Below are 18,489 nucleotides of genomic sequence, written 5' to 3'. Positions count from 1 at the left end.
CTTATTCAGTACAAGTTGGATATATGTCGCATATACGCCCATCGGGCATTTTAATGGGCTTGAAGTCGGTAGTATTCCCGTTACAGAACGCATACAGATCATCAAAATCCTTCCCTAGACAGCGCTTCCACCCACTAGGAACCCGAATCCAGTTATCGCCCATGTAAGGTCGCTCTTCGGGATTAAGCCCTACTTTTATCAGTACCTTTTGCCCTCCCAGTTCATCTCGCAGCAAACCACCTCTCGCACTAGCTTTAGGTGGCGCCCCACCGTCGCGCAAATATCTGCATTTAAGGACCTTTATGATTACGTGCTCCGGCCCCGCAGTCCGAAACAACCACTGACATTGCCAAGACAGTTCCTGAAATCCCGACTCAGGCATTCCTGGCCTATCACCTTCCAGACGATCCCGAATGGAAATCCCCCCAATATCCCCCCCAACATCCGAATCCCGCTCGCCCCACTTCGCATAAAGATCAAAGTCCACACTGCGCAATGCCAGCGGACACCCCTGTACCATTTCACTCAGCGGCAATTCATAACTCGCCCGACTTGCCACCGGCTTGTACTCGGTAAAAAAGACCTTCCGCTCCGGCCTCTTGCCTCTGCGCCTTGGCAAGGTGCAGGTCTCGCCCGTTGCGGGCCCGTAGTTAGCGGCAGTTTTAAGCTTAAATTCCGCAGGTAAATCCACCTCCAACGTAAAGCGATCAACCGGCTTCATCGCACACCCCGAAAGTCCCGCCATTGCCAGCGCAAGCAACACGCCCCATACACGCTTACTCATCCTTGTTCTCCAACATGTGCCACTGCTGCTTAACTCGTTCAAAGTGATCCTGCGGTGTTTCTCCAACCATCGGCTGCCACCGAATCACGCTGCTGAGAGTGGCCTCTTCCAACCGTCGCACGACCAGGAACTCCAGCTGTTCCGGGTTACTCCATTGCCAGGCGCGAGCCTGCTCAAGGACCTGGGTCAGCCAGACTCTTGGATCATGAAATTCAACCAATGCCGCCAGGTCTTCACTGTGCTCAGCCAGCAGGTAACGCAGGATATTGGCGTGCAGGATGGCGCAGGCATTCGGGTTGGGCGTGTTCAACCAAGGGGCTGGCTCGGGCACCGGATAGTCACCGGGAGCAGGGTTGTCGCCACAGTGCCAACTGCCTTCATGCCAGTAGCACACACTGATCAGTGGGCCGAGGAATGCTGGCCATTGCTCAAGACCCAGATGGCTGAGTGCACGCGCCAACGTACGATTGTCGTGAAGGCGGTACAGCGTCCGGTTATTCTCCGGTCCGACCAGCAGCCGGTCGCGCCAATGCCGGGACATGTGCGTCAGGTCCGCGTTTGGCAAACTGCCCAACCACCCCCAATTCATCTCAGGTTCCTGCAGAAGATCGAGCAATGCGGGCTCCCCTACCTGATCCAGCAACAGGATCACGGGGCCGGCCGTGGCCATTTCCGCCAGTGGGGTTTGTGCGTAGAGGCGGCAGTACGCTGGAAAACCACGTGCCGCCAACAGTGGCTGGCAAGCTGCGTTACTACCCTCAAGCATCAGGCACAGCCTGTACCCCGCCTGCTGCTGTTGGTTCATCCATCGGTGTGGAAGGTTTTCCATCAGGCTGCCCTCCCGCCGACAGTGCAGAGGCCTTCGCTGCAGCACTCACATACAGGGCAGAAGTCCGCATCCAGTTGTCTGGCCAAGTGCATGATGGCGCCCTGTGTGGCAGAGATTTTCGGGTTCTCGGCAACCAACAGGGAGTTCGCCGACCCGGTCGCGGACGGGGTGCCACCGAGGGTGATTGGCCGACTGCTGAAAATGCCGCCTGCCTGGATCACCAGGTGCTCCCCGCCGGCCTTGAAGCTCAGTTGTACGCCCGCGTCGATCACCAGGCCGGCACCCGCTTTGAGATGCACCTGTTGCCCGGCTTCAATCACCAGGGTCTGCCCGACATAGGTCTGGCTATCGCCTTGCACGTCCAGATGGTCGCTGGCTTTGAGCACAACCTTGCGGTCACCGGTGACGTGACGATGCTCCTCGCTTTCCAGGTGAACCGCGCTTAATCCTCGGATGATTTCATGCCGCTCACCGGCCACTTCCAGGCGACTGTCATGCCCCACCTGTTGCTCCAGGTCCCGCTGAGCCCGAAGGTAGATGAGTTCCTTGCCACGGTGGTCTTCCAGGTGCAATTCGTTGCCGCCGCCTCCGCCCGGGGTGCTGCGACTGCGCAAGATGCTGCGGGTCTTGTGTTGCGGCAAGGAATAGGTCGGCATGTGCAATGCATTGGGCAGGCAACCGTTGATCAACGGCTGATCCGGGTCGCCCTCAAGGAACGTCACCAGCACTTCCATGCCCACCCGCGGGATCATCGTTGCGCCAAACCCGTCTCCGGCCCAACCAGATGCCACCCGCACCCAACAACTGCTTTTGTCATCGCTCTTGTCCAGTCGGTCCCAGTGAAACCGTACCTTCACCCGGCCGTATGCATCGCAATGCACCTCCTCACCGGCAGGCCCGGTCACCGTTGCGGTCTGGGTGCCGTGGATGGTCGCCTTGGGGTGCTTGAGAGGGGGTCGATACGGTGCACTCCAGGGTGTCGCAGTGAAACGGTTGCGATACCCCTGGAATCCATCCACCTCACCTGCCGCGTCCTCCAGCACCTGCGGTTGATAACCCTCGTGACGGACCGAAGTGATCAACCATAAATCATTGCAGGCCGGATCCGGATGGTCGTGCAGCTCAAGAAAATACCCACTGCGCAGCACCGCCTGGTCGCTCTTGCCCAACGCTCGATATCGGCCGATCTGAAGGCGCTCCAACCCCCTGCGAGCCAGGCGCGCACCCCGTGCATGGCCGGTAAACCCAGCCGGGTAGTGGTAGTCCTCAAGAGGTTGCGCTGAGGCAGAACCCGCGGTGTCTTGCAGGCATAAGGACGGATGCTCGAAGTCATGATCACGACGCACCGTTTGCTGGCTGCGGGTAGCCAGGCGTACGTCGAAACGCTGGATAACTCGCGTTTCGGCCAGCGGCCCGCCGGCAGGCGAATAACGCTGCGCAGGCAGGCGGCGAAATACGGTCTGGTCGTCGCCAAACACCAGCACATGCTGGTTCTCGCTGTGACGGAAGTGGTAATGAATGCCCTCCTCTTCACACAGCCGCTGGATGAAATGCAGGTCGGTTTCCGCGTATTGCACGCAGAACGTACGCGGTGGGTAGACCACCGGCCCCAGTTCAAAGGCATAGCGGTCGGCCAGGATGCCGTGGTGTTCGAGGACTGCCGCGATGATCTGCGGAACGCTGCGCTGCTGGAAAATCCGCTGGTCGCGTCGATGGGCAAGGTAGGCGAGATGCGGCGCCAACGTCAGGTGATAACGGGTGAGCCGCCGCCCGGGGTCATCGCGGCCAATTGCGTAAATCTGCCCGTTCAGGCCTTCATTGGCGTCGCCAAAAGCCAGGTAGGCGGGCTGGTGGAGCAGTGACTCCAGATCCAGTGAAGGGTTTTCGCTGACCACCTGCACCTGGATGAAAAACGGCTGATCAAGCACCTCCTGGCCTTTGAACGCCAGTACTTGAAAGTCAGTCTTTATGCCTGGAAGGATTAATTTGAAACGTGACGAAACAAACGCGTTAACCATCCGTTGTTACCCGCCAATATCGATATTTATTACCGGACTGAAATACTTCCCCCGCCAAACATTGAATAAGTTGCCGAGAAAAAGCGCCTGAACACCTTGAAGCGTAGCGATCTCAGAAAAAAACCGGTCCCCAGAAAAATAAAAAAGAAGTTTCGTACAACTGAGATTGAAGTGTCTTTTACGAAATAACAACCCAAGCCAATGTGCCACTTCTTAAAGTATAAGAAATGCCCTACACCAACTTTTATCTAATCAATTAATTAATATCGAAACAGCTGACACCCACTCAGGGCGTCAACTGTTCAAAAGACTTCATGTCTGAGGCCGTGCAGTCCCGAACAGACTGACGCTCAGCAGCGTATCAACCTGGGTATGCAAGCGTACTGGCGCAGTGCCGCCCGGCATCACCACCGCGACATCATCGCCCTCAACCCAACCCGCTCGCCACGCCGCACATGCCACGGCACTGGCGCTGGTGCCGGAGGACGCCGTGGGGCCCTCTCCCCGCTCGAACACCCGGGCAACAACACGGTTGCCGGATTGCCTGGCGACCCATTGCAAATTGACTCCGGCCAAACATGGCTCGCCGCTTCCTGCCGGGGGGGCGAAGGCAATCGCCTGCAACGGTTCGAACAGCGCCGGCTGTTGCATCAGCAGATTGTTCGGCAAGGCTGACACGTGTTCGACCAAGGTCACACAATGAGGATTGCCCACACGCACAAACTGACTGTATGCCCACTGTGGGTTGATCACCGCCAACGCCTTCACATGGCTCAATTCAATGCCGCCCAGGAACACCTGCTCCACCCCTTGCGCACCCACGGCAGATGGCCCGAATCCGGGCAAACCCAATGCCAGCCAGAATCCAGAGCGGTGTTCATAGACAGCAGGCTCGACCCAAGTCACCACCGGCGACACCACGTCAGGCTTGTCATGGTGCACGCGCAAATCACAGGCCTCGGTCATCAAGCCCTGGTCAGTAAGCGCCTGGGCGAAAATCGTCAACCCATTGCCACTGCGCTCGGCCAGGGAGCCGTCGGTGTTCACGATCAACAGGTCAAACGGCGGCTCGGCCTGGAACGGCCCAACCAGCAAGCCATCACAGCGGTGGGCCTTGGCATTGGCTGGGCGCGGCGTCGAGCCCCACTCGCATTCGGAGCTTACGGCCGACGCAGTCCAAGCCTCGCGAGTCCTCGCGGCATGCGCCGCGCTGTTGGGCACCTCGATGCCCTGCTGTCGTAAAAACGCCGGGCTGGCGACCCCGTAAATGTTGCCCCGTGCGTCATAGAACCGGGTCATGGCGCCACTTGCCTTGCAATCTTCATCGATGCGTCCGCTCGGTTGTCTACAGGATTGGGCGAGCAGCGTATTACACAACGCAGGGTGTGTGGGAGGCGGTCCGGAAGGTGGTAATCCACCGTGAGAAACCCGGGGTTCACCAGTTCCCACAGGAATTACACACCTTCCGGAACGCCAACCCATGCGTGGTTGCCAACGCCTATAACGTTCCCGAATTGTAAAAAAAATCATCGGCGCTTATCTCGAGGGGAACCCGGCTCGCCCCCCAAGGCCTGATGTGCAAGGATGTCGCGCCGGACATCGTTCGTTGAACGCTAAACCAAGGATTTTTCATGACTGCCATCCCCACCTCTGCGCCCGTGGTTCCCGGGCGTCTGGAGCAAATGTCGACCCGCATCGCTTTCTTCATCGCCGGCTTCGGTATCGCCGCCTGGGCTCCCTTGGTGCCCTATGCCAAGGCGCGCGCAGACCTGAGTGAAGGCACGCTGGGTCTGTTGCTGTTGTGCCTGGGGGTGGGCTCGATCATCGCCATGCCGGCGGCGGGCGCATTGGCGTCGCGCTTTGGCTGCCGACGGGTGCTGACGGCCGGTACGATCATGATCTGCCTGGCCTTGCCGATGCTGGCCACGGTCAGTTCGATTCCGTTGCTGATGGCCGGTTTGTTCCTGTTCGGTGCCGGCCTGGGCACAGTAGATTCCACGGTCAACTTGCAGGCGGTGATTGTCGAACGAGCCAGCGGAAAAACCATGATGTCGGGGTTTCACGGATTGTTCAGCCTGGGGGGGATTGTCGGCGCGGCGGGTGTCGCCGGGCTCCTGGGGCTGGGCCTGTCGCCACTGCAGGCGACCTTGGTGGTGATCGCTGTCATGGTGGTGGCGCTGCTCAAGGCCGGCCCACACCTGTTGCCTTATGGCAGTGAAAGCTCAGGGCCTGCCTTTGCGGTTCCCCATGGCGTGGTGCTGTTTATCGGCTGCCTGTGTTTTATTGTGTTTTTGGCCGAAGGCGCGGTGCTCGATTGGAGCGCGGTGTTCCTCAGCGCCGAGCGCGACCTGGATGAAGCCTACGCCGGGCTGGGCTACGCGGCGTTCGCCTTGACCATGACGGCGGGGCGATTGACCGGTGATGCCATCGTACGGCGCCTGGGCGCTACCTGGGTAATCGTGGCCGGTGGCTCGCTCGCTGCGGCCGGTATCTTCCTCGCCACGCTATCACCCGCCTGGGAAATGGCGCTGTTGGGCTATGCCCTCGTAGGGGCCGGCTGCTCAAATATTGTTCCGGTGCTTTACACCGCCGTCGGCAAGCAAAACGTCATGCCGGAACACATTGCCGTCCCGGCCATTACTACCCTCGGGTATGCCGGCATTCTGACCGGGCCTGCCGTAATCGGGTTCATTGCCCATGGCAGCAGCCTGGCAACCGCCTTCCTGTTGATCGGGGTACTGCTGGTAGCGGTGGCGGTCAGCGGAAAAATACTGCGGGTATGAACGAAGAAAAACATGAGCCTCTTGAGTCTTTCAAGAAGCTCATGCACGCCTGAGTGATTTATCGCCCCTTCTCTTCCTTATCGTTTTTCAACCAGCGATCAATGCTGTAGTTCTTCAACCAGCCATCATCGTTGTGGCTGCCGAAAATGTTGGTTCCGTTAGCCTTGGTGCTGTCCAGCGAAGCCAACAGCCCGGGTCGTTCGACCAGATTCTTGGCCATGTATACCTGCTGCTCGCTGTATTTCTTCTTGGGGAACCCAGTGGCCATATCCCGCACAACCTGACCATTTTTGTCTGTTTCGTCAGGATCCTTGCTCATCTCGATAATCGTCTCTTTCTTCACATACCGGTGCTTCTCGAAAAAAAAGGTGCGGTCTTCCGACGTGTCCCGCAAGTCATCAAACATGCCCCTGAACGCCTGGACGACCTGTGCGTCGGTTTTCGCATGGTAGGGGTCGGCGCTCTGAGTGTTGGGATTGGTATTGCCAATCATCAAACTGGCGGCTTTTTCGAGGCTGTCCGGGGTGATTTCATTGCCCTTGCCAACAATCGACTCGCCCAGTCGTGGGCGATTGAGTATCTCCCGGGCAAGCATGATCGTACGTTCGGGGACCTTGCTCTCGCCAGGTTTCGCGTTGGCTATGTTCGTCAATGATTTCAGGGTCAGGCGGCCACCTTCCTTGAAATCACCCAGCATAGGAAAGACGTTGTTCAGTTGAGTCGCCAGCAGGTGGTCGTCCGAACTGACATAGGGGTTCCCCACATTCGACATGCCCCCGTAGAGGTTTTGACCGTCGAAATGCCGCTGGGCACCGTTCGCGAACTTACTATCGAATGAAGGCTGCTGCGTGGGGAGCGATTTGCCAAGCGCGCGTGCATCTACCCCGTATCGGGCATGGCCGTTCCCCGTTGCTGTATTCAACCCAGGCGGGACACCCCCTGGATTATTGATCATGAAAGACATAGTTCATCTCCAGCATAGTTAGATTCCGTGGACCGGCCCCTGGTTGTTCGATCGTCAAAAACGCCTCGAAATCAACAACCAGCGATTAAGTGGTTCTCGGAAAACAGTGGTTCCGGAGAGAGGCCAAATGGACTCCAGTAAAATTTGAGTGTTTGTAACCGCAGGGCAGCATCAACCTAGTTTCTGCTTGCGCCACCAAGCGGTCAGGCCATTGAGCAGGCCGGCGTTTTTCGGCGCAGTAGTATCGTCATGGGCGCTTTTTTCCTCCACCCGCATGCCCCGGAAAAAGTCACCCGCAACAGGTGCCTGGAATTTGTGCTGGCCGACAAAAGCCTTCATCCGCTGGGCTTCGGCCGCATGTACATTCGAAGGGGCAAAGGTATCGCGCGATGCGGCATCCCTCTCCAACAGCGTGGTGTCCTCTGCATGGGGGTTGCGAAAAAGCTCTTGGCAGCTGGGCTGGGATGAACGAAACGAGGTTGAAGTCATTGGTTAGCCCTCACTCAGAATCTGAAAACCGCCGGAGTTGATTGGTGCCGGTGGATAAAGTCTGTGTGGCGAATTGGCGTAAACAGTTCCTGAAAGGATGGATGCAGGCGCCGCATCCGATTCGCGGCGCCTGGGTGTCGCTCAGCGAGCCAGAAAGTAAAGCCCAGCCCAACTGATCTTATGGTCACCCGGCCTGCTGAGCAGGTCATCCATCTGCCTCAGCACATCACTGCGCTTTAGAATTTCCTGGGACAACTGGATCAGGTGATCCCTGGGAGAGTCACCCGTCAGGTTTTCGGCAGCCAGCTTTCTCAGATCGTTGACGTTCAGTTCTCGGTTCCAGGGGCTGCCTTTCAACTCGTTGAAATGCTCGAGCATCTCACCCGCCAGTTCCTTGTCAGTCTTGTATTTGAAGTAGTTTTGTCCGTAGATAACTGCGTTCACATTATTCCGGTCGATCAGACCATCGAGCGCACCGGTAGAGGTGTGCCGGTCAAGCGCACTCATCAGTTCCGGACGTCGCAGCAGTTCTTTGGCCAGGCGAATGTTCTCGTTGACGCTGGGAAACGGAGACCAACCTTTATTCGCCATCGCTCGAATGCTGTCGGCACTGATATACCCAGGGTTCCTGGGGTCCCTGAAGGCATTGAAGTTGTCACGCAGCTGCATTGCCAAGTCTTCATTGTTCTTGAGGGAGTACTGCGGGTCAGGCCTGCCTGGCAAGGTAGGGAATGGGCGTGGCGGTGGGTTGCTGATGACAGGCATGGGGCGGGGTGGAGGATTGCTCCAACCTGGATGGTGCGGTGGTCGCCCCCAACCCAACCATGGGTTCACCCAATGCCTGATCTGATCCAGTAAACCCGACTGCGCAGAAGCGCTTTTTTGATGGGCCGCGGGATCTGCAACACTATTACGCGCTGTCGCCTGCGATTGACCGCCGAACACTGGCCCGGCCGCGCTTTCCCGGGACTGGAAGCTGACGTTTGCAGCGTTTTGACCGCTGAAGGATGGTGCGACCGGTGCCGCACGGCCGTTGTTTGCCGCAGGGCTGGATTTGACCTGCGAAGAATCAGGGTTTGATGAGGTGGGTACGGGTGTATCGAGCATCGATACCGACATAAGTTTCTCCAATACGGTGAGCGCAATCTTCAGCCGGGCGCTCCAACCATGAAGTCGAAGCTTGTCAGCTAGCCCATGTGTGGCTTTTTGTCGGAATCGGTTCCTGATCAAGCAGCAAGATGCATCGAAACAGTGTAGGAAATGAGCAGAAGAATCGCAGCCCGGCCAAGGACCGCGATATTTCCAAACCGGGACGGATCAGAACCCGACGCTGGCCTGAACGAAGAACGTACGCGGTTCGCCCAGGTACAAGCCGGCATTGTTATCACTGGAACGGGTGTAGTGCTGCTGGTCGAAGATATTTTTCACGCCGACGCCCAACTTCAGGTTCGACAACTGTTCGCCGAAGTCATAACCGCTGCGCACATTGACTGAAACATAACCTGGGATATCGCCGAACCGCCCGTCCGCCGTGCCTTGGGTGATGTAAGTGCTGGTGGTACCCGGTGCGCGTTGGCCGGACTGGGCGTACACATCCAGGTTGTGGGTCCAGTGATTGATGTCGTAACGCAGGCCCAGGGTGGCCACCTCACGGGAGTAAAGCGGCAGGTCACGGCCCTTGAACGGTACGTCGCCTTCGGAGGTGGCTTTGGTGTAGGTGAAGCCGGCATTCGCCGTGAGGCCGTCGAGGCGCGAGTCCAGGTTCGACAGGTCGTAGTGGGCCGAGGCTTCGATACCCGTGTGTTGGGTAGCGCCGAGGTTGGTCCAGCCCACATCGTTGCTGACGTATTGCAGCTCATCCGAGAAGTCGATGTAGAAGAATGTCAGCTCGCCCCCCCACACGCTGTCGTTGTAGCGTGTCCCCACCTCGTAGGTCTTGGCTTTTTCCGGGTTCAGGCCGTTGGCGGTCTGGTCGCCGGTGCCGCCCTGCCCGAGTTGGAAGTATTGCAGGCTGCCAAACGAAGTCTCGTAGTTGGCGAACAGTTTCCAGGCATCGGACACGTGGTACATCACGCTCAGTGCCGGCAGCGGTTCGGTGTTGTGGATTTCGCGGCGTTTTTCCTGAGTGCGAGTGCCGTTCAGCGCAACCACCGGGCGGTCGTGCCATTCGGTACGGATGTCTTCGAAGCGAATACCCGGGGTGATGGTCCACTTGCCGATATCGACTTTGTTATCGATATAAAAGGCGCTGGCCTCGGTGCCACCGGTGCGGTCCTGGTAGACATGACCATCACTCTGCCCGCCCGGTGTCGGTACGTTATTGACCAGGTTGAGGCTGGTGGCCTGCTCGTGCATGCCTTCTTTGAGGTAGCGATAGCCGACGCTGACTTCCTGGGTGCTGGGGCCCACGTCGAACACATGGGACACCCGTGGTTCGATGCCGAAGGTGTAGTAGGTGCGCGGGTAGGAGCCAAGGGTTTTCAGGTCGCGGTTGGCGATGTTGCTGCCACGGAAGCTGTCGGAATAGTAGGTCAGCACTTCAGCCTGGGTGCGGTCGTCGATCTGCCGGATGTACTTGAAGGACACGTCCTTGCGGCGGCCGCTGAAGTTGTCCCAGTCACGCACCGATTGGTAGGGGTTGGCGTCGAACTGCTTCTGGGTCAGGCCACCGGGCATGTCGGCGCTGGCGTCGTAATAATGGAAATTCAGCGAGAAGTCGTCTTGGTCGGTCGGCGCCCAATGGGTCTTGAAGATCACGTCGTCGATATCGTTGCCGTTGTTGCTGTTGCGATAGCCGTTGCCATTGACCCCGGAGTACAGCAAAGCCGCGCCGATGCCGTTATCGGCCGTGCCGCCGATAAAGGCGTTGTCGATATGCTTCCAGCCGCCGTGGGCCGAGGTTTGCAGGGTGCTGCCGACTTCGCCGGAGAACTTCTCGGGAATCGCACGGGTCACAAAGTTGATCACGCCACCGACGTTCTGTGGCCCATAACGCACGGAACCGGCGCCGCGCACCACGTCGATGCTGTCCAGGTTACCGGCGGAAATCGGTGCCATCGACAATTGTGGCTGGCCATACGGGGCGAACGCCGCCGGTACGCCGTCGATCAGCACGGTGGAGCGTGGCGACAGCCTCGACGTCAGGCCGCGTACGCCAACGTTGAGGGAAATATCACTGCCGCCAGTGCCGTTGGATTCCTGCACCTGCACGCCGGGCACGCGGCGCAGTACGTCGCCGACGTTCATTGCGCCCTGCTCGACCATCGCTTCGCGACGGATCACCGTGCGCGCGCCGGGGTGGTTCTGCACCACGTCGGCGTCGGCATCGCCGAGCCAGTCACCGACCACCTTGATATCGGTGGTGCCCAGTTCCAGAGGCGAGCCGGCTTCTCCGGTGCCGTTGCTCAGCGGGCGCAGGGTCACGGAGCCCGCGTCGATCTGGTAATCCAGGCCGCTACCTTGCAAGAGCTGGCGCAGGGCCTGCTCAGGGGAAAGGTTGCCGTCTACCGCCGGCGCCTGCTTGCCGGCGACCAAATCGGGGCTGAAGAACACTTGCAGGGAAGTCTGCTGGCCCAACTGGCTCAGCGCCGCGCCCAAGGGTTGGGCCTGGATATGAATACCCTCGGCAGCGTAGGCCATAGGCATGGAGGCACTGACAGCGAGCACCAGCGCCAGAGGTACCCAGCGGGAGATTTTATTGTGATAGGCGGCAAGTTTTTTCACGTCGAACCTAGTCCTGTGATCGCAAAAGTACACGGCTGTTAATGCAAACCAGTTGCAGTTGCAGGAGAAGACGAAGAACTCGAAAAAAACCTGAATGTCAGCGTGAAATAATTTCCTGGCTGCCGTCCGGCAAGGTGCGCAGTGCGACCGGAAGGATGTGTGGCAGGGCCTTGAGCAAGGCATCGGTGTCGTCGGATTTGAACACGCTGGTCAGGCGCAGGCGACCCACAGCCGGCGTGCCGACCCGCAGCGGTTGCTCGCGGTAGCGGGACACTTCCCGGACGACTTCACTCAGCGAGGCGTTATTGAAGACCAGCTTGCCGTTACGCCAGGCAGTCAGTTCCTCGGTGTTCACGTCATAGGCCGCTGCTACCCGCCCTTTGCTGTCGACCTGGGTACCCAGGCCTGCCGTCAGCGTCACCACGTTGTCCACAGAGTGCCCCTGCACCTTTACGGTACCTGCCTCGACCATCACGCGGGTCTGGTCATCATCGCGGCGGACATCGAAACGGGTGCCGGTGACCGTCACCTGCCCGGCCCCGGCATCGACCACGAAGGGCCGGCGGGTATCGTGCTCGACGCTGAACATCGCCTCGCCCTGCTTGAGTTCCACGCCGCGCCGGTCCTTTTCATAGTGCACCGCGACCACGCTGCGGCTGTTGAGGTCCAGCACTGAACCGTCGGGCAACGCGACCTGGCGATGCTCACCCACACGCGTACTGAACTCGGCGCTGTAGGGTTCTGGATGATCAAGCCCGCTGAATAATCCCAGGCCCAAGGCAGCAGCGACGACACTTGCGGCCACCGCATAACGCAACACGGCTTGGCGCTTGGGGCGTTCGGCCGGCCCATCACAGAGCGCCTGCAAGCGGGCCTTGGGCAGCAGGTCAGTGGCGCTCCACATTCCCTGCAAGACATCGAATTCGTATGGGTGATCGGGATGCTCATTGCGCCAGGCCTCGAACCGTTGACGCTCAGAGGCACTCAGTTCGCCGTCTTGCAGGCGTACAAACCATTGCGCGGCTTCGTCGCGGGCACGGTTATCCATCATGGAAGGTCCTGTTTCAGAGCGAGCGTGTGTCATGGGGCCATCGCGTCCAGGCGGTCACGCAAATGCCGCAGGGTGCGGATCATATACTTTTCCACCATATTTTTAGACAAGCCCAGGCGCTCGGCGATTTCCTGCTGGGTCAGGCCCTCGATCTTCTGCCAGATGAAAATCCTGCGGCAGTTGAGCGGCAACTCGGCCAAGGCCCGTTCGATAGAGTCCGCCAACTGGATCGCATGCATGAAATGCTCCGGGTCGCCGCCGTGGGGCTGGCGCTGATCAAAGGCTTCCAACGCCATGGCTTCCCGCCGATCTTCGCGTCGGTAGGCGTCCACGGCGATATTTCGCGCAGTTTGATGCAGGTAAGCGCGCGGTTGCTCTACCTGGGAGGCGGTTGTCTCCAGCACTCTCACAAAGGTGTCATGGGCCAGGTCCTCGGCCTGCTGACGATTTCTCAGGCGGCGCGTCCAGGTTCCGATCAACTCTTCGTAGTGCTCGAAAAAGCCTGTTCTGCGGGGCGGCTGAGGGATCATCGCGGGAGCACTGGGGAGGCGGGGCGTGAATAGTAATGCTTCCTATTAAGCGGAGCAATTGCTACCCGTCGACCGCGACACTGCCTGGAGACTAAAGCGCCTGTTTAAGGCGACTCAATTTCTCCCGGCTGCCGCACACGCTCATCTGGCACCATTTGCGCAGTTTGTTCTTGGAGATATCCAGGAATAGCCAATCACAGTCGGTGGCCGTGCAGCACTTCAAGGCGCGAAGATCACCGGACACCAGCAATTGCGTGGCCTCGATTGCCAGCCGCCCGATCAACATTGCACTCAGTTCCTGGGCAGAGGTGCAGGTTTTCCACGCCCAGGCCGGCGTCCCGTCAACCGTGCGCAGTACACGCCAGGCGGTGCCTTGCTGGAAATTCAGGTTGATCTGCTGCAAGGCGTCATCAGGCGCAGCCTGACGCAAGGACAACGGATAAAACACGGCATACAGGCATTCGCGGAACGCAATGATGGCGTCCAGATCCGGTTGGTAGGAAATAGGCGACTCAAACACCATGGCCTTGTATTCAGCGAACTCCTGGGCGGAGATCAACGAGGCGTGCAGCGCCCATTCAATGAAGAACTGAAAACTGGTGAGCCGCTCTTCCATTACCTTGAGCGGCGACCCAGGGCGGCGGCCGTTGGTTGTATTGATGAAGTCCAAGACCTGGACCCCGCCAATCAGACGGATGGATTTTGCAGTGCCGGTGAAATGCGTCATGCCTGCTCCTGAAAAAACGCGGTATGGCTGCGATGGCGCAGATTACCTTGTTTTCTGAACGTGCAGGCACCGCCACCTCGGCGCGAAGACCAGCGGCTATGTGCGCTCGTTGTTGCGGGCCATCCAATCGAGAATAGTCGCGACAGACTGTTCGACAGACAGCGCCTGGGTGTCCACGTGCACTTCTGGAAAGATCGGCACGTCGTAGTTCGAATCAATACCGGTGAAGTGTTGGATCAGCCCCAGGCGGGCTTTTTTATACAAGCCTTTAGGGTCACGTTGTTCCGCTGTTTCCAGCGGCGCGTCCACATACACCTCGACAAAATGCTCATTGCCGACAATGGCGCGCGCGTAATGCCGGCTGGCCGCCGACGGAGAGATCAGCGCCACGATCACCACCAGCCCAGCGTCCAGCATCAAGCGCGCCACTTCGGCGACCCGCCGGATATTCTCAGTGCGGTCGCTGTCGGTAAAACCCAGGTCCCGGCACAAGCCGCCGCGCACCGAGTCGCCGTCAATGATGCAGGTCAAGCGCCCCTGTGCCTGCAAGGCCCTGTCCAACGCATCGGCAATCGTCGACTTGCCGGCAGCCGAGATGCCCGTCATCCAGATGACCAAAGGCTTTTGCGGTATACGCGAGCGTTCGGCGCCGAGATGGCTGAACGCAAACGCATGCAGATTCCGGTCTGGACGTTCCGCAAAATGACTCATGGCCGCTCACCCTCCGTCACCGCCACAGGCGGTTTACCCAACAGGAATACCATCACGCATTGCACGAACAGCAACAGCGCAACCACCCAGTAGACGGTGGAGAACGAGCCGGTCAGGTCCTTGGAAAAACCGCCCAGGAAGTTGCCGCACACACCACCCAGGCCGATCAGCACATTGGCAATACCAAATGCCTGGGTCAGTCGGCTGACCGGCACGATTTGCCCGATGTAGCTGGGGACAAGCCCGAAGATGGGGTAGAACGCCAGCGCAAACAAAAATGCCGCCAGGTAAAACAGCGGGAGGCTGTTGAAGCTGAACACCAGGGTGGCGGCCAGCCCCGCACTCAGAAAGCACATGGCCAGCGACGCCCTGACGCCCACCTTGTCGGCAATCCATCCCACCAGAAAGCCCGAGGCCATGCCCACCGCGCCGATGGTGGTCCAGACAAACCCGGCGTCCTGCACCGACACCCCCAACTCATCCCGCAGGAACGGAGCCAGGTAAGTCTGGAACGGCAATAGCGCCATCCCATTCAAAAAGGCAATGGCCCAGGTCAGGTACAGCGAGCGACTCAACCAAGGTGCGTGGCTGTCGAAGGCCGTCGAACGCTGCCCGGAAAAGCCGGCGTCCTTGTCCGCCTCCATGTTGCGCAGCAGAAACCAGGCCACCACGCACAGGGCCACCGAGATCAGGCCCGCAGTGAGCCAGATCGAGCGCCAACCACCCTGCAGGGTGAGGAACGACACCAGCAAGCCATTGATGAACACGCCGTAGCTGGTGCCACTGGAAATCAGCCCCATGACCCGCGAGCGATTACCCGGGCTGAAGCCCTTAGTGACAATCTCCGCCAGCGGGATGTACACCGAGGCCGAGCAGCCGCCGAGCAAAATCAACAGCGCCCCGGATAACCAGACACTGTTGCTGACACTCAGCCCCAACAACGCCAGGGATGTCATCACCGTCGACACCAGGCTGATTTTCCAGCCTTCGAAAAAACGGCTGATATAACTGGTGACCGATGAAAACAGCAGGAAGCCGATCTGCGCGCCGCCGGTGATCAGGCCCACCGTGGTGTAGTCGAAACCGATGTCGCGGCGCATGTCCACCACCAGGTTGGCGAACAGGTAAACGCCAAACCCGTAGGTACTGGCCACGAACCCGGTCAACACCACTGCCAGCACGACGCTGTCCAACGGGCGCGCGCTACTTTGTACCCATGTGCTCATCAGGCTCTCCTTAAACGGCGCGCGCCGTGTGGATGACAAAATCACAATTCATCATGTCGTAGTCACGCTGGAAATCCCCGTAACTCTCATGGGCGGAAAATCCGGACTTGAGCACCTCCCCCTTCAACTCGCCCGGCAACAGCGGATAGACCTGCAACCGGTACTGCTCGGCGTTATCGAACGAGTAGATGAACTCACACACGTGTTCATCGACCTGCCCCAAGCCAACGGATGCGTGTGTACCGCAGTAATAGTAATTACCACTGGATTTGAACTTGCCTGCGCGAATGGCAAAGAAATTACGTTGATCCACAATCAGCAAGCCGCCCGGATTGAGCAATGCCCTGAACTTCTCCAGCACCTCCAACCGTTCATGGGCTGCAAACACATGGCACAGCGAACTGCCCAGGCACACCACGGCATCGAAGCGCCCGAGCTCAGCAGGATCGAGGGACTGCCAGTCCCGGTAGTGCGATTCGATCGCCAACCCGCGTTGCCGAAAATTCTCCCGGGCCTTGGTCAACATCGTGCTGCTGCCATCCGTAGCGACGACATCAAACCCCGCCTGTTTAAGCTGTACCGCATGAAAACCACTGCCCGTGGACACGTCGATCACCGACTTCACACCGTGCTGCCTCAGCAGGTTTTCAAAGAACCCGTTCTCCCCCGCCTTTCTTTTCTCCCAATCGATCAAATCATCCCAGCGTTCGACGAATTTTTTCGAGTATTGCGTTGCGTAACTGGCGACTTCGCTGCGCTTGTGCACCGACATCTGATTCATCACACACCTACCAGGTTGAATGTTTGAAAGACAGGTATTTGCTCGACAATTCGTGGGCAAACTCGGCGGACTGTTCGATGGACATGGTTTTCTTCGAGTACCCCAGCATCGCCTGCATCACCGCCATGCATTGCGGGTTATAGGTGACAGAGCCATCGCAATGAATTTCATCGATGCCATCCTGGCTCTGGCAGATGGTATTGATGCGCACCGCTTCGTCCTGGGGGCATTCGGCGCTGAACTGCACGTTGATCTGCCCCTCCTGCAACCACACCGGATAGCCGCCCGGCAACCCCAGCGGGCCGGGCGCGTGCACACGCACCGGCGTGGGCGAAAACAGCCCTTCGATCACGGTGACGGCCGAGCACGCCGTGAGGAACTGCCCATCGATACCGCCCAGGCGGCGGAACTCGGATTTAACCGTGGAAAAAATCGCTTCGGCCGGCAGGTGGGTCACGGCCGGGCGGTCGCGAACCTCATACAGCAAGCGGTAACTGGCACGCGGGGGCAAGCCGCCGCGCGGCACGTAGTGGCTGAAATAGTGCTGGGCATACAGGCACACCTGCACATCGGCAGGCTCACACTCGAGCAGCCGCGCGATGGAAAATCGCACTGCCGGGATCAGGTTGGCCACGTTGCCCACCCCGATATCCGGCGCCAGACCGACCCTGGCCAGGATCGGGTTGACCGCATCGGGAAAGGCCGCGTTGACTGTCCTGGTCACGATGCCGGAGGCTTTTACCGCCTGCATCAAGTGATGCATCAGCGTCAGGTGCATGGGAAGCCAGGGGCCGAACTGCGCCTGGTCGAGTTGCTCGAACGAGAGCTTGGGCAACCCGGTGATTACCCGCCACGATTGCAACGACGCGCAGTTCACCACCAGGTCCGGCGCCTCTTCACGCAGCACCCGCGTCACCCGGTCGATATCGGTGAGGTCGGCGATCACTGGCTTGATTGCGATGCAGTGCCCCAACTGCGCACACGACAATGCGACCAGGTTGCACAGCCGCAAGGTCGTGTCTTCATTACGCCCCAGCACCACGAATTCAAAGGCATTTTTCGGCCCGAGAATCTTCAGGATCTGCAGGCACAGGTTGCCTGCGCCCACCAGCAGCAGTTTCTTCTTGGGGGTTGACGGGCTCATCGTGGGTAGGCTCCGTTGTCCACCGCAATGACCTTGCCGGTGACATGACGCATGGCATCGCTGATCACCAGCAAAATGACCTCGGCAACGCCGCCGGGCAAGATCGGCTCCTTGAGGATTTCCTGGCGCGCGTACTCGGCGCGGCGGTATTCGGGGATGGTGTCGTAGATGGCGGTGTCGTGGATCAGCGCCGGCGACACCGCGTTAACCCGCACGAACGGCGCGAAATTCCAGGCGTTGGCTTTGGTCAGGCCGATCACTGCCGCCTTGGTGGCGCCGTACAAGGCATCGCAACTGCCCACTTCGCCGGCCACAGAGGCGATATTGACGATGCTGCGCGGCGCTTCGTGTTTCATTTCCCGTTCGGCGAAGTCTTTGGAGAGATAAACCAGTGCCTTGAGGTTCACCGTCAGGATTTCGTCCACTTCAGCATCGGAATAGGCGTAGACGCTTTTGCCGTGGTAAATACCAGCGTTATTAACTAAGGCATGAATCGTTGCGTGGCGCTCGTACAGTGCAGGTATAAAACCCTTGATCAGCGCATTATCAGAAAAGTCCGCGACATGGGTTTCCAATACATCCGCCGTGTAAGTGCGCTGTAACGCACACAGGCCTTCGGCGTCCTTGTCGGCACCGATGACGAAATAACCTGCCTGGATAGCCTTTTCCACAGTTGCCCGGCCAATCCCATTGGCCGCACCGGTGACAATCAACTTTTTCATACAACAA

The 18,489-nt window shown here is 59.0% G+C and carries 17 protein-coding genes; 1 reads left to right on the top strand and 16 read right to left on the bottom strand.

Annotation, left to right across the window (positions count from 1 at the left end; genetic code table 11):
• Position 1: 1 nt before the first annotated feature.
• The 4 genes from FBY10_RS16675 to FBY10_RS16660 form a co-directional block, all read right to left on the bottom strand.
• On the bottom strand, positions 2-784 hold the full coding sequence (locus tag FBY10_RS16675; RefSeq protein WP_145337077.1) for a hypothetical protein: 783 nt from the start codon (positions 782-784) through the stop codon (positions 2-4).
• Positions 777-1,613, bottom strand: a complete 837-nt coding sequence (locus tag FBY10_RS16670) for a DUF4123 domain-containing protein (protein ID WP_145337076.1) — start codon at positions 1,611-1,613, stop codon at positions 777-779. The genes FBY10_RS16675 and FBY10_RS16670 overlap by 8 nt, the downstream gene beginning before the upstream one ends.
• A complete protein-coding gene (locus FBY10_RS16665; protein ID WP_145337075.1) occupies positions 1,613-3,631 on the bottom strand; it encodes a type VI secretion system tip protein VgrG in 2,019 nt (672 codons plus the stop codon). Before FBY10_RS16665 ends, FBY10_RS16670 begins: the two co-directional genes overlap by 1 nt.
• A 312-nt stretch (positions 3,632-3,943) precedes the next feature.
• Positions 3,944-4,930, bottom strand: a complete 987-nt coding sequence (locus FBY10_RS16660; RefSeq protein WP_145337074.1) for a diaminopimelate epimerase — start codon at positions 4,928-4,930, stop codon at positions 3,944-3,946.
• Positions 4,931-5,262: 332 nt separating this feature from the next.
• Here FBY10_RS16660 and FBY10_RS16655 point away from each other — a divergent pair, with 332 nt between their 5' ends.
• Positions 5,263-6,414, top strand: a complete 1,152-nt coding sequence (locus tag FBY10_RS16655; protein WP_131700028.1) for an MFS transporter — start codon at positions 5,263-5,265, stop codon at positions 6,412-6,414.
• A 58-nt stretch (positions 6,415-6,472) separates the two neighbouring features.
• On the opposite strand, the gene FBY10_RS16650 is transcribed toward FBY10_RS16655, so the two are convergent.
• From FBY10_RS16650 to FBY10_RS16595, 12 genes are all read right to left on the bottom strand, one after another.
• Positions 6,473-7,378 (bottom strand): hypothetical protein, encoded by a 906-nt coding sequence (locus tag FBY10_RS16650; RefSeq protein ID WP_237683179.1) that lies wholly within the window; start codon positions 7,376-7,378, stop codon positions 6,473-6,475.
• Between the two features lie 171 nt (positions 7,379-7,549).
• Complete coding sequence (locus FBY10_RS16645) at positions 7,550-7,717, bottom strand: type III secretion effector protein (protein WP_131700069.1); 168 nt, start codon at positions 7,715-7,717, stop codon at positions 7,550-7,552.
• A gap of 291 nt (positions 7,718-8,008) precedes the next feature.
• On the bottom strand, positions 8,009-8,986 hold the full coding sequence (locus tag FBY10_RS31510) for a type III secretion effector protein (RefSeq protein WP_178116761.1): 978 nt from the start codon (positions 8,984-8,986) through the stop codon (positions 8,009-8,011).
• A gap of 198 nt (positions 8,987-9,184) precedes the next feature.
• Positions 9,185-11,590: a TonB-dependent receptor gene (locus tag FBY10_RS16635; protein WP_131700029.1), complete on the bottom strand. Its 2,406-nt coding sequence runs from the start codon at positions 11,588-11,590 to the stop codon at positions 9,185-9,187.
• 97 nt (positions 11,591-11,687) lie between these two features.
• Positions 11,688-12,641, bottom strand: coding sequence for a FecR family protein (locus FBY10_RS16630; protein WP_178116760.1), 954 nt, complete (start codon positions 12,639-12,641; stop codon positions 11,688-11,690).
• Between the two features lie 29 nt (positions 12,642-12,670).
• Positions 12,671-13,171 carry a sigma-70 family RNA polymerase sigma factor gene (locus FBY10_RS16625; protein ID WP_131700030.1) on the bottom strand — a complete coding sequence of 167 codons (501 nt, stop codon included), beginning with the start codon at positions 13,169-13,171 and terminating at the stop codon, positions 12,671-12,673.
• Positions 13,172-13,262: 91 nt separating this feature from the next.
• The gene (locus FBY10_RS16620; RefSeq protein ID WP_145337073.1) at positions 13,263-13,898 is read right to left on the bottom strand and encodes a CGNR zinc finger domain-containing protein; all 636 of its coding nucleotides are present in this window, start codon (positions 13,896-13,898) and stop codon (positions 13,263-13,265) included.
• Between the two features lie 96 nt (positions 13,899-13,994).
• Positions 13,995-14,609 (bottom strand): adenylyl-sulfate kinase, encoded by a 615-nt coding sequence (gene cysC / locus FBY10_RS16615; protein ID WP_145337072.1) that lies wholly within the window; start codon positions 14,607-14,609, stop codon positions 13,995-13,997.
• Positions 14,606-15,835, bottom strand: a complete 1,230-nt coding sequence (locus FBY10_RS16610) for a nitrate/nitrite transporter (RefSeq protein ID WP_145337071.1) — start codon at positions 15,833-15,835, stop codon at positions 14,606-14,608. The genes cysC and FBY10_RS16610 overlap by 4 nt, the downstream gene beginning before the upstream one ends.
• A gap of 10 nt (positions 15,836-15,845) precedes the next feature.
• Entirely contained in the window at positions 15,846-16,616 is a 771-nt protein-coding gene (locus FBY10_RS16605; RefSeq protein ID WP_131700034.1) for a bifunctional 2-polyprenyl-6-hydroxyphenol methylase/3-demethylubiquinol 3-O-methyltransferase UbiG, read from the bottom strand.
• A gap of 7 nt (positions 16,617-16,623) precedes the next feature.
• Complete coding sequence (locus FBY10_RS16600; protein ID WP_131700035.1) at positions 16,624-17,760, bottom strand: hypothetical protein; 1,137 nt, start codon at positions 17,758-17,760, stop codon at positions 16,624-16,626.
• The gene (locus FBY10_RS16595; RefSeq protein ID WP_131700036.1) at positions 17,757-18,482 is read right to left on the bottom strand and encodes an SDR family oxidoreductase; all 726 of its coding nucleotides are present in this window, start codon (positions 18,480-18,482) and stop codon (positions 17,757-17,759) included. The genes FBY10_RS16600 and FBY10_RS16595 overlap by 4 nt, the downstream gene beginning before the upstream one ends.
• Positions 18,483-18,489: the final 7 nt, after the last annotated feature.

This window comes from Pseudomonas sp. SJZ103 (genome assembly GCF_007828335.1).
GTDB lineage: Bacteria > Pseudomonadota > Gammaproteobacteria > Pseudomonadales > Pseudomonadaceae > Aquipseudomonas.
Note: the sequence above shows the minus strand (reverse complement) of the source record. Positions and strands in the feature narration are given on the sequence as shown.